Origin of the sequence: Acholeplasma granularum ATCC 19168, from assembly GCF_000526235.1 — a bacterium.
GTDB lineage: Bacteria > Bacillota_I > Bacilli_A > Acholeplasmatales > Acholeplasmataceae > Acholeplasma > Acholeplasma granularum.
Genome location: NZ_JAFR01000010.1, coordinates 35,447 through 47,844, shown reverse-complemented (window position 1 = coordinate 47,844; position 12,398 = coordinate 35,447). Strand labels below are relative to the sequence as shown.

The following is a 12,398-nucleotide window of genomic DNA, read 5'->3' as shown; positions in this document are numbered from 1 at the left end:
AGTATACAAAATTATCACACAATTAAAAATGGATTAAGAGTTTTTTTAAAGAATGCTCTTAATCCATTAGTTCTATATTTGTTATATTTTCTAGTAAAATTTTTATACCATTATCTAAGATAATATTTTTATAAATAATATCAAGTTTTCTAATGAAGCCAAATATATTTTTAATATATCCATCTTCATAATATTTTATTTCTATTTCTTTATATTCTAAAACTGCATCTTTTAAAATCATATCCATTTGTTCTAATTTATCTTCTAATAAGATGGGCTTTTCAATCTTGTTTTTTTGATATTTATAGTTTGAAATTGCTTCATGAAAGCCATTTAAAGCATCAAATGGTGCCCATTTAATAATACCTCTATCATTATACATGATGACCACCTATTTGTTTGTTTCTTTGTTTTGCTGTGGCATGTTTTTGTTCTGATGCGAGTCTTATTACTGAGTTTTTACCAAATTTATCTTTGATTTTATCAATTGTTGAATGTAGTTTATATTCTCTTTGAATTTCATCATAGTCTTCAAATAAGTTGTATTGATAATTTTTATGATCTTCTAGTTTAGATAAGTGTATACCTACAGTCCTTATAGAATATGGTTCATAGTACATATCAAAAAGTTCAATGCATGTTTGATATATTCTTTTTTCCGAACTTGTTGCTTGTTCAAGTGTAACTTGTCTTGAAAATCCTCCACCTACTGTTTTAGTATATCCAATAGTTAAACTAATTGTTTTACATCTTTTCTTAGATAACCTTAAGCGCCTAGTTACATCATCAACCATTTCTAAGATAATTGTTAAAATTTCTTCAGCATGATAGTTTCTAAACAATACTTGTGATATACCAAAAGATTTTGGATTTTTTCGTAATTTATCTTTTTCTTGAATAAGACTCATATCAATGCCATGGGTGTGATACCATAACTCTTCGCCTAAAATCCCAAATTCTTTTTTTAGTTTCTCTTTAGGATATTTTGCAATATCACCAATTGTAAACAATCCTTTTTTATTTAAATGATGCATCATTCGGTGTCCAATCCCCCACATTTTATCAATTGGGGTTACTGGCCAAAGTTCATTTTCTATATCCTCATAGTTCCATTTAGCAATATTGTCTGGATTTTTTTTAGCCTTAATATCCATCGCTAGTTTGGCAACAAGCATATTGGGGCCAATACCACAAGTGGCTGTAAGGCCTAGTTTTTTAAGTATTTTAGTAAGTATTTCTTCAGCAAGTTCTTGATCAGTTTTATTATAGTATTTTAAGTAATTAGTAACATCTAAAAACGCCTCATCTATAGAATATACATATAGGTCATCTTCACTTACAAAGTCAAGGTACACACCAATTACTTGAGCAGAATACTCTAAATAGGTTTGCATCTGAGGTTTTGCAAAAATAATTTCGCTATTCTTTGGTAGCTCATGTATTCTTAACCTAGAAGGAATACCTTTATTTTTTAAATATGGTGATACAGCTAAGATAATTGAACCATTACCTCGAGACTTATCAGCCACAACTAAAGGTGTATTAAAAGGATCCAACCCTCTTAATACGCATTCTACAGATGCATAAAAACTCTTAAGATCAATACATAAAATATTTCTATGAAGTTGATATTTTTTTAATTCATCCATATGTTTTACTCCTTTGGTTTCTCTATTATATATAACCAAATTGATGAAAGCAAGTTGAAAACACAGTGCATTTTGTTACCATTTTTTACCACTTACCAAGTAATTGCTTGGTAGTGATGTTTACCTATTTTTAATCAATTTTATATTTTCATTTATCATAATTTCATAATAAAAAAGATTCTACACATTTAATAAATTTATGGTAGAATCTGACTTATTTAATGTTTTATATAATTAGAATTTATGAGTATATTGTAAAATTACCTTTGCCTTTTGTCTTTGATTGGTACATCATTTCATCCCCTAAATTTAAAAGTGTATGATAATCTTTAACATCATCTGTAATTTTAACAATACCTACTGAAATACTTATAGCTAACTCCTTTGTAATATCGTTTAAATTCTCAATATCATGGACTAATTGTTTTGCACGCATTTTAATGGATTCTTCACTGTGATCATAGCAATAAACAGCAAACTCATCACCACCTAAACGGTAGTATAGTACATTATATTCCCATTTACTAATAAAGAAGTTTGCAATATCAACCAAAAATTTATCGCCTGCCTGGTGACCATATTTGTCATTAATGGCTTTAAATCCATCAATATCTAAATACATAAAATATGAATTTCTTGTATTCTTCAAGTAATCCATATGCATTTTTAAAGTCTCGCGGCTAAATAATCTAGTTAGACTATCTTGATATGTTTTTTGATAGTGTATGATATTTGTAGGGGTTTCATTATACACTCTAACGACTTGTCCTAAAACAATTTGTTGTTCTTGAAACCTTTTTAATCTAACATAAAGCCAAAGTGGACTAGCCTCTTTTTTTATTGGTACATACAAATAAAGCTCATCATCAAAAGTATTAAACTTATTAACAATGTTTTCAATAAAATTGTTTTTACCTTCAACTTCTGCTAACAAATTATTCGGCTCAATAAAATCAAGTAATTTTCTTGCCTCTATAATATTGATCTGACTTATACCAAGTATTTTTAAATCACCATGAATCCGTTGACACATCAGTGGTTTTTGTTTCAAATCAAACATAAAATAAACTTGCCTGTTATCTGCAAATATCAAATCATTTAATACATCTAGTTTATACCTTGACTCTATTTCCTTAAGTAGCTCCTTATTTACCATATACTTACCCTCTATTTAAAAATAAAAAACCATTAGCATATAAATATTAAAAAAATCGATTGATTACTTTAACTTTATCATATTTATAATGGTTTTTCAATCTTTACTTAAATAGCATCTTTATAAAACGAAAGATAAACTAATTAATGCAACAAGTATAGTAGGTATAGCAATAATTAAGCCATACTTAATAAACCTTAAAAAGGATAATTCAATGCCTTCTTGTTTAAGTTGACGCATCCACATAAGCCCTGCTAAAGCACCAATAGGTGTTAAATATGCTCCTATATTGGAACCAATTATTGAACTATAAATCGCTTTGTTTAAATAATTAAAATCACTTATTGAAATATATTTTAAAATTTCAGAAAAAAGTACAGACATTGGTATATTATTAACTAAGTTTGAGGCAAAAAAACTTGATAATCCATAACCATATAAAGGATCTAAAAAATTTAAATAAACTGATATTTGCTCAGTAATATTTGACTTATTTAAACCCATTACCAAGATAAACATTGAAATAACAAAAGGCATTAGATTCCATGGTATCCTTTTAAATGTTAGAGACAGTACACTGTCTTTTAATTTTCTCACCTTTTGGTAAACAAATATAAATATAACTGCACTTAAAAAAAACATTAAACATATTAAATACATTTCAATATTTATATAAGATGAAATTGTGAGTAATATTGTACATAAGATTAGGTGAGTAAGTGTTGATATAACTAAAAACTTATGATGAAAGTAAACATCTTCTATATTTTGATGTTCAATTTTCTTTAATAAAGATTTTCTAAAAATTATGAATAATAACAAAAATGTAAACAATCCTGTAATAAGTGTTGGTATAAACATGACATTTAAATATTCGGTAAAACTAATATTAAATTGTGATGCCAAATAAATATTTGTGGGGTTACCAATCATTAGCATCAGGCTCCAAGTGTTTGCTGCAACAAATTCTGTAATTAATAGTGGCAAAGGATTAATTTTAGCATGTTTGGCAAAGTAACAAATAATCGGTGTAAATGTTAAAACTATAATATCATTAGAGGTAAAAATTGTAAGTATAGATACCGTAATGTATAAATACATAAATATCTTGATTTGACTATCTCCTGCTTTTTTTAAAACATAGTTTGAAATAACCTTAAAAAAACCTAATACATCTAAAATAATAGATAGTCCACTCATTGATAAAAATATAACTAAAAGCTTAATCGGATTCATACCCTCATTATTTGTAAGATCTACATAAATTTCTTTAGGTGTAATCAAACCAAATAATATAAGTAAAAAAGCACCAATTAATGCTATTATCCAAAATGATTCTACACGAATTTTTTTTATATTTACTACGGGTTTATATATTACAAATAGAATTAATGCAAATATTGTAAGCATTGAAATAATTAGAGTAAGCACCATAAATTGATATCCTTTATAATAAAAGTTGATAAAAAATCATCAACTTAAATTATACTATGAACGAGCCTTTTTAGATACATTATTTCAATCAAATAAAAACAACTATTTTCTGTTTCCTTTTGAATCAAAATGTTTTCTCAAAGCAATTTCTACTGGAATGATTGAAATAATAAGTATAAGCGTTTGAACAAGTAGAGTTGATACTAAAATGATTGCTATCACTTCTTGATTTTTATTATATATAAAAGGAATTGGTATAAGTGAAAAAGCAAGTACAACAAAAGATAATCTAAACCACAATATTCCCATAAATTTATTAGCAAATGTCCAAGTATCTTGATTTAATTTAGAATATTTTGTTCGATACCCTATATAGTCACTTATTTCTTTAGGTGGACTTTTATGAAAATACAGACCAAAAATAAACATCATTAACGGAATTAGATTAATTGTAATTACAAAAAATATAATCATCCACATAAGAATACCTCCCAACTATATTATAATCATTAATCTATATTTTTATTAAATTTTCTAATCAATATACTATATCTTATATTAAAGCTGTATCAGTTTGAAAAACATATTGTATTTTCTTGCATAAAATATATAAAATACGTGTTTTTCTTGATAAAGTTTATGAAATGTGATAATCTAGTTTCATAAACTAGATAGAGGCATGTAATGGATATAGAAATAAAAACTTGGATTGATAAAATCAATGAAATAAAACTTCCAAGATGGAATGATCTTCCTAATATAGAACTTTACTCTGAGCAAGTAATCACATATGTAAACAGCCATTTAAATACAATTTTTATTAATCATGATAACCAAAAAGACACATTAGTTACCGCATCCATGATTAATAATTATGTAAAACAAAAAATAATGTCCCCACCAGAGAATAAAAAATACCGTAAATCACATCTTGCATTTATTATTACAATAACTGTTTTAAAGCAAGTTGGAAACTTAAATGATGTAAAAAAAGGTATTATGAATTTAACAACCACTTTAGGAAAGATTGAAGCCTATGATACATTCATAGATTTTTTAGAAAGATCACTTAAATCTTCAATGAATGAATTGCTACAAACACCAGATCAAAGTTATTATATGATGCCTGTAACAATTGATTTATTACCACTTAAGACAGCAACATTAGCATTTACATCTGTAATGTTATCAAGATACTTATTTTCAAAAATAGAAATTTAAAATAAAAAGGAGCCCCCACTAATGAAAGAAAAAATCGCAATCTTAGCAGATTCAGGATCTGATTTAAATAATGTAGATCCTAATATGCCACTTTATGTACTACCACTTAGAATCATAATAGATGGTAAAGAATATATAGATAAAAAAGAAATATCCTTAAAAGAAGTTTTAAGTCATATTGATCATAAAAAAGTAACAACTTCTCTACCAAGTCCTAAAGATATTGAATCTACGTTTGATCAAATAAAAAATGATGGATTTACGCATGTTATTTGTATACCAATATCAAAAGGCTTAAGTGGAACAATGAATATTATTCGTCAAATTGCAGAAGATTATCAAGGCTTAACAATTGAACTTATAGATACTAAAAATATTAGTATGGCAAGTGGTTTTAGCTCACTTGAGGCACTAAAAATGATTGAAGATGGAACTGATTTTAAAAAAATCGTACAAAATATTAATGATCGTTTAACACTTAAAAAAGTATTTTTCACTGTTGATAAACTTGTATATTTAAAAAAAGGAGGTAGAATTGGTTTAGTTTCAGCAACAGTTGCAGACTTACTTAAAATCAAACCCGTAATCACTTGTAATGATGAAGGTATTTATTATACAATTAAAAAACAAAGAGGCTACCTTCAGGCTGTTATGCAACTTATAACTCAAACAAAGGAATTTGTTAAGGATAGTTTAAGTTATGATATTGCTCTTATGAATAGTGATTCTAAACTTGATTTAAAAGAACTTACAAAAAAGATTAAAGAAAACTTACCAAATATAAGAAACTTTAGTATCTTGCCAATTACACCAGCACTAGCAATTCATACCGGACCAGAAGCTTTAGGTATAGCTGTATCAGTTAATCAATTATAAAAATAAGGTAATTAGACATATGTTTTTACAAATTAGTCTAATTACCTTTTTAATTTTAACTTTTAATAGCTACTCTTAATTTTGCAGATCTTGCACGCGGGTTTTGATAAACCTCATCTTTTGAAGGGATAATTGGCCCATCAATCATTTTAAATACGCCTTCATTATAAAATTGTTTAAATGCCTTTTTAACTAATCTATCTTCACCTGAGTGAAATGTAATAATTGCTACCCTTCCATTTTCATTTAAATATAAAGGTAATTTTTCTAGTAATTCATATAATACTTCATATTCACTATTTACATCTATTCTTAAAGCCTGAAATGTTCTGGCGGTTGCTTTTTTTAATTGTTCTTCATAAATACCTTTGGGAAGATTTTTTAATGCATTTGATATAACTTGATAAAGTCCTTTGGTTGTATCAATAAAATTACCTTTTTGTTTTTCAATTGTAATCTCACTAGATATTTCTTTAGCATATATTTCATCTGAGTTTTCAATTAACATCCCTTCAATTTCTTTCTGACTTAGTTCAAGTAAACGAACGGATGCTGGAACGCCAATATTTGGATTCATTCTTAAATCTAAAGGACCATCTTCTCTGAATGAAAAACCTCTTTTGGGATCATCTATTTGCATGGATGAAACACCCAAATCGGCAAGTATAAAATCATATTTATGATTACCTATCTTGTCTAAGTCTTTAAAATTTATATTATGCAGGCTAAAATCTTTATCACTATAACCTAAAGCAGTTAATCGTTCATTTGTTTTAGGTAGTTCTAATGAATCTTGATCTATACCATAAATATGACCTGTATGATTAAGTTTATCTAACATCTCTTTAGTATGACCACCAAAACCTACAGTTAAATCTAAGCCAATCTCATTTGGCTTAATATTAAAAAAATCAATAATTTCATCAACCATAATACTTCTATGCATTCCTGCAGGTGTATTACCTTTTTTGATAACTTTTTCTACTGTTTCTTGGTATTTATCCGGATTCATTTCTTTGTATTTTTCGCTAAATCTTTTGGGGTATTTACCTTTATATCTTTTACGTCTAACATGTTTTTTTTCTTCCATGATGGTATCTCCTTTACATTTAAAGATAAATACGTGCCATTATATATTGACACGTATTTATGATTTAATTATTCAGTTTTATGTACAACTACTTGAGGTAAACCAAATTTAATATGATTATCATCAAGTAATTCTTTAATGCGTTTTCTTAGTGCTCTTTCAACACCGAAATGTTGTAAGTTAAGTGTTTTTGCAGTTACTCTAATATTTATACTTGAACCAGATAATTCTACAACACCTGTTACACTTGGTGTTTCTATTATTTCAGGCATTTGACTTTGTAATTTTGGTAATTCTTCATTTAATATATTAAAAACTTTTTGAAGATCTTCACTATATGCAATACCAAACTCAACAAGTGCTAACGATGGCAATTTTGAATGGTTAATTAAAGTAGTGACATCACCATTAGCAATAATTTTAACTTCACCTTTAAAATTCTTTAATTTAGTCGTTTTTAGTCCGATTTCAGTAACCTCTCCACGAAATCCACCTGCTTCTATCGTATCACCTACATCATAATGATGTTCAAAAACAATAAAGAATCCACTAATTAGGTCATTAATAAACTTTTGAGCTCCCAATCCAATAACCAGACCGGCAATACCTAAACCTGCTAATGCTGGTACAACGTTGACACCCCAAATAGCTAAAATAATTAATATTGATAGTATAGATAATAAATAGCGAATTGTACTTAAAGTTAATTTTGCAATTGTTCTTTTTCTTCTTTGGTTTGCACTTGACTTTAAGCCGACTCTATTTAATGATGTTTTAGCTACTTTTAAAATAAATAATAATATAAATATAACTACTAAACTTGAAATGATATGTCCGATGGAACTTTCAATAAAGGTGAGTGTATCTAAAGACATTTCTTTAAAATAGGTAGATAAATCAAAATTCCAAATAACTAAGATACCACCAAAAGCTACAATTAATACGGAAAATAAGACAAAATATACTATAAGTAATAAAAACTTATTCATATTTTCTTCATACTTTTTAACCAGTAATTTCTCAATTATCCAAAATACAATAACACCTACAATAACAAGTATTGTATAAACAATATTTAATTGAACCGACGCTGTAAGAGTTGGTAACATTTTTTTCACTCCTTGATGTATATTTTATGTAATTATAACATTATTACTTATTTTTATAAAGTGTTGTCTATAGGTCAACACTAAATAAATTTATCCTATAATGTAAATTTGTTAGTTTTTACATAATGAGGCTCTTTTAGGTTCTATTTAGACTATTTTGATTAATTTGTTTATAATATAAATACTAAAAAATATGTGCCAATTTCATTAAAGGAAGAGTTATTTAAAATGAAACTTTTTTCAAAATACTTAAAGTCTTTTATTAGAGCTACAGCAATCATACTAATCGGTATCAACTTATTTCGTTTATTTGATGTACTTGATTATTTCAACTTCTTACAGCCACCATTAATTGCCTTATTTAACGCTATTATACTGCTTTTTTATAGCTACCTAGATGAACTATTAGCCTTATTTAATATTAAAATGAGTTACTTATTTTATATGATGTTATCATTATCTATTGTCACTACTTTTATTGGTGGTTTAATCTTAGGACTCTATCAACTCATACCAGGTTACGATTCATTTGCACACTTTTTTAATGGTGGTTTATTAGTTTTTATAGGATTATTTGTTATTAGTATTTTTATATCAGGTGACAAACTAAATGATCTACCTTTTGTATTTTTAATATTTATAGCCTTTTGCTTTGGACAAACCATTGGTGTAGTTTGGGAAATATATGAATTTGCAGTTGATGGTTTAATTGGAACAAATATGCAAAGATTTCAGGAATTAAATACTCATATTGATTTCATTGGAAGATTTGCTTTAAAAGATACAATGAAAGACTTTATTTTAAATTTCTTAGGTGGTCTGATAACTTCAATTATTATTTATCTTGATTCAAAAAAGGATGCTTCATATCTAGAGTTAATATTTGCTCAAAAAATAAATGAATATGAAAAATCATATATATCCTAATAAAAAGAGACGAAAGTCTCTTTTTAATTACAGATTTTTTAATGCCTTAAATACCTTATTATAAATGCTAATCATACGAGATTCTGTAACATGATTTAACACTTCATCAATTAAAAACCATCTTACCCCACTGTTTTCATCAACTTTTGTAGTCAGCTCATCTTTTTCATCAGCTACTAATACAAAGGTTAAATTCATATGAATATGATCACCTATATATTGACCATTTTTAATGTGATTAGGTACATATATATTATCAAGTGCAATGGGTTCTTCAATTAAAGGATAAACATTTTTAACCCCTGTTTCTTCAATTGCCTCTCTTATAACTACTTCTAAAAAATTAGTATTGCCATCATTATGACCACCAACCCAGCCCCATGATTTATAAATTAAATGATTGACAAATAAAACTTTAGTTTTTTCTTTATTAATAACAATAGCTGAGTTTGTAAAATGTGCTATAAGGTTGCTTCTTAAAAATGCATCTTTATTTCTATTAGCAAATAAAATCATAGCATCCTTATCTTTTTGTTCTTGTTCATTTTTAGGTATATAGTTAATGATTGTTTGAATTTCCATTTTTTTCTTCTTTCTTGGATGATAGTTAGAAATTTACATCTAACCAGTATAGGTTTATAAATTTTATTTTTGGTTTTTTAAATCTATAATCATTTTTTGACAGTTTTGGCAGTAACTACTATTAACGCGTGGTCTTACACCATAAAAGCCACCATATCCAAGTGGGATGTGATCTGGTTTAACCCATATACCCAATGCTAATTTATCTTCTTTAGGCATCCATTTTAAACGGTATCTCTCACCATATATTTTACCTTCTATAAGATTGTTACCACAATAAGGACATTTATTATTTTCCATGTAATACTTCCTTGTTTTAAATTTATTAAAATTATGAACTTAAACTTTAAATTTTTCCAACTTTTCTAATATATTATTTGCATCAACTTTATACCATTCTGGATACTTTTTATCATTTAATGTTTCTTTAATTTTATCATTATATGCTGTATTTTTTTGTCTAAGTAAAATTGTTAGAGCATTTCTTAATAAGAGTGTTTTACCACGCCAGACATAAGCATGTTTACCATATTTTTTATTAAAATCTTTTTGAGTCAAATCGAATAAATCGTTGATAATTACATAGGCTGTTGGTTTAGCATGAAATGCTTCAATATTTGTAGAGTTAACTCCTTTATTATAAGGACATACTCTTTGGCATATATCGCATCCCATTAATAATGTATTTTTTTCAATTTCATAATCTGTTAAACTTCTTTTTTCTTGGTTATAACCACTTATACATTTTTTCCAATCAAAGCCATCATCAAGTGCTTTTACAGGGCATGCTTTAATACAAATCGTACAATCACCACAGGAATCATTATTTTTAACGATGAGTTCTGGATATTTGTTTTTTGTAACAACAAGACCTATAAAAAAGAAACTACCTAAATTTTTATTGATCATTAAATTGTTTTTACCCTTAAAGGCTAAACCTGTTAACTCCAAACATTTTCTCTCATCAACCGTATGATTATCTACCAGTGCCTTATATTCTATACCAAGATCTTTTAGTGATTCATGCATCAGTGTTTTTAATACATCATGGTAATCATAACCATACGTATACATTGAAGCGGTAAGTTTATCTTTTTCATGTTTTAAATAGGTATTAGGATATCCTAAACCAACAACAAAAATAGATTCATAACCAATAAGATTATAATCGAATTTAATGTCTAAATATCTATTTGTATCAATGACACCTACAAAATCAAATGCCTCTTTTAATCGTTCTAATACCATATGAATCATTCCTTTATATATTTAATCATACCACATAAGATTGTAATATATTTTTGATTATTTTAATAGTTTATTATATTAACTCCGTGCATTTTCATATTTAGATAAGTCTTTTTCATATATTTTTTTTAATATTACTTCTGCACATCATTTTAATAGTTGTTGACTTACCAGTACCATTAGCTCCAATATAAGAAACAATTTCTCCTTCATCTAAAGAAAAAAATATGTCATCAACTGCATGAGTTAATTTAATTATTGGCATAGATATACCTCGATTATGAATACTTTAATTATGTCATGTACCATTTGAATTAATGTATGAAACCGATTAAATATTATAATTTAATGTCATTTAATTTAAGATCCCAAAAGTTAGATAATGGCTGATATAGTATAATCGTTGTTAAAAATGTTGATAGTGCAAGTGCTAATTCATATAAAATGTCTTGATATAAGTAAAGTAATATATCGATTTCATAAATAATTGTCATCGGTATAATAAATATCCAACTGTATATAAATGCATGTAAAATACCAATAAGAGATAATCCTAAGGGTGATTTAATGTTTTTAAAGATAGTATTCATCGTTAATGGAATTAAAATTAGTCCTAAAAATATGTAAGGTGTATAAGTTAGATTTAGACTGGATGTTGATATACCATCAACTAAAACATATATTAGAATCACCAAAAACATACTCTTAAAACTAATTTTACTTGTATAAAAAATTATAAGAAAAAATACCAATTGTATAAATGGTATTGGTCCTAATATAATTTTTTGAACAATTAATATAGCACTAAGTATTGATAATAATGCGATTTTACGAATAGATAATGTATGTTTTTTCACGAATACTTCCTTTTATTTTAATGTCAAATTCAATTATACACAATAATCTATATAAATTATAGTATGGTAAAGTACGACCTATCAATTTTGATGTTGTATACCACACTATTTTTTAAAGGTTGATTTCAAATGAGATCAGTTAATAGTCCTTTTTTAAGTCTATTTATCAACTTTTTTCTTACCTTACAAACGATATGAAGCTATTTCATGAGCTTTAAAACGGTTTTATAGGCTATTTTGACCTGATAA

General features: G+C 26.7%; 15 protein-coding genes. 3 read left to right on the top strand and 12 right to left on the bottom strand.

Annotation, left to right across the window (positions count from 1 at the left end; all coding sequences use genetic code 11):
- Positions 1-58: 58 nt before the first annotated feature.
- From G324_RS0104670 to G324_RS0104650, 5 genes are all read right to left on the bottom strand, one after another.
- Positions 59-382, bottom strand: coding sequence for a YolD-like family protein (locus G324_RS0104670; protein WP_025725233.1), 324 nt, complete (start codon positions 380-382; stop codon positions 59-61).
- On the bottom strand, positions 375-1,649 hold the full coding sequence (locus G324_RS0104665) for a Y-family DNA polymerase (RefSeq protein ID WP_025725232.1): 1,275 nt from the start codon (positions 1,647-1,649) through the stop codon (positions 375-377). The genes G324_RS0104670 and G324_RS0104665 overlap by 8 nt, the downstream gene beginning before the upstream one ends.
- A 241-nt stretch (positions 1,650-1,890) precedes the next feature.
- Positions 1,891-2,805, bottom strand: a complete 915-nt coding sequence (locus G324_RS0104660) for a GGDEF domain-containing protein (RefSeq protein ID WP_025725231.1) — start codon at positions 2,803-2,805, stop codon at positions 1,891-1,893.
- A gap of 120 nt (positions 2,806-2,925) precedes the next feature.
- The gene (locus G324_RS0104655) at positions 2,926-4,239 is read right to left on the bottom strand and encodes an ArsB/NhaD family transporter (protein ID WP_025725230.1); all 1,314 of its coding nucleotides are present in this window, start codon (positions 4,237-4,239) and stop codon (positions 2,926-2,928) included.
- A 102-nt stretch (positions 4,240-4,341) separates the two neighbouring features.
- The gene (locus G324_RS0104650; protein ID WP_025725229.1) at positions 4,342-4,719 is read right to left on the bottom strand and encodes an SdpI family protein; all 378 of its coding nucleotides are present in this window, start codon (positions 4,717-4,719) and stop codon (positions 4,342-4,344) included.
- A 204-nt stretch (positions 4,720-4,923) separates the two neighbouring features.
- On the opposite strand from G324_RS0104650, the gene G324_RS0104645 reads away from it, so the two are divergent.
- Together G324_RS0104645 and G324_RS0104640 are read left to right on the top strand one after the other, a co-directional pair.
- Positions 4,924-5,460, top strand: a complete 537-nt coding sequence (locus G324_RS0104645; protein ID WP_025725228.1) for a DUF1836 domain-containing protein — start codon at positions 4,924-4,926, stop codon at positions 5,458-5,460.
- Between the two features lie 21 nt (positions 5,461-5,481).
- A complete protein-coding gene (locus G324_RS0104640; RefSeq protein WP_025725227.1) occupies positions 5,482-6,336 on the top strand; it encodes a DegV family protein in 855 nt (284 codons plus the stop codon).
- A 55-nt stretch (positions 6,337-6,391) separates the two neighbouring features.
- On the opposite strand, the gene rsmH is transcribed toward G324_RS0104640, so the two are convergent.
- On the bottom strand, positions 6,392-7,426 hold the full coding sequence (gene rsmH / locus G324_RS0104635) for a 16S rRNA (cytosine(1402)-N(4))-methyltransferase RsmH (protein ID WP_025725226.1): 1,035 nt from the start codon (positions 7,424-7,426) through the stop codon (positions 6,392-6,394).
- A gap of 68 nt (positions 7,427-7,494) precedes the next feature.
- Entirely contained in the window at positions 7,495-8,535 is a 1,041-nt protein-coding gene (locus tag G324_RS0104630) for a mechanosensitive ion channel family protein (RefSeq protein WP_025725225.1), read from the bottom strand.
- A gap of 228 nt (positions 8,536-8,763) precedes the next feature.
- Here G324_RS0104630 and G324_RS07710 point away from each other — a divergent pair, with 228 nt between their 5' ends.
- Positions 8,764-9,462 carry a DUF2238 domain-containing protein gene (locus tag G324_RS07710; RefSeq protein WP_025725224.1) on the top strand — a complete coding sequence of 233 codons (699 nt, stop codon included), beginning with the start codon at positions 8,764-8,766 and terminating at the stop codon, positions 9,460-9,462.
- 27 nt (positions 9,463-9,489) lie between these two features.
- Here G324_RS07710 and G324_RS0104620 read toward each other — a convergent pair whose 3' ends face one another.
- The 5 genes from G324_RS0104620 to G324_RS0104600 form a co-directional block, all read right to left on the bottom strand.
- Entirely contained in the window at positions 9,490-10,044 is a 555-nt protein-coding gene (locus G324_RS0104620; protein ID WP_025725223.1) for an NUDIX hydrolase, read from the bottom strand.
- A gap of 63 nt (positions 10,045-10,107) precedes the next feature.
- On the bottom strand, positions 10,108-10,344 hold the full coding sequence (locus tag G324_RS0104615) for a PF20097 family protein (protein WP_025725222.1): 237 nt from the start codon (positions 10,342-10,344) through the stop codon (positions 10,108-10,110).
- A 39-nt stretch (positions 10,345-10,383) separates the two neighbouring features.
- Complete coding sequence (locus tag G324_RS0104610; RefSeq protein WP_025725221.1) at positions 10,384-11,292, bottom strand: epoxyqueuosine reductase; 909 nt, start codon at positions 11,290-11,292, stop codon at positions 10,384-10,386.
- Between the two features lie 115 nt (positions 11,293-11,407).
- Positions 11,408-11,557 (bottom strand): ATP-binding cassette domain-containing protein, encoded by a 150-nt coding sequence (locus G324_RS07885; RefSeq protein ID WP_245587892.1) that lies wholly within the window; start codon positions 11,555-11,557, stop codon positions 11,408-11,410.
- A gap of 73 nt (positions 11,558-11,630) precedes the next feature.
- Positions 11,631-12,149, bottom strand: coding sequence for a hypothetical protein (locus G324_RS0104600; RefSeq protein WP_025725220.1), 519 nt, complete (start codon positions 12,147-12,149; stop codon positions 11,631-11,633).
- Positions 12,150-12,398: the final 249 nt, after the last annotated feature.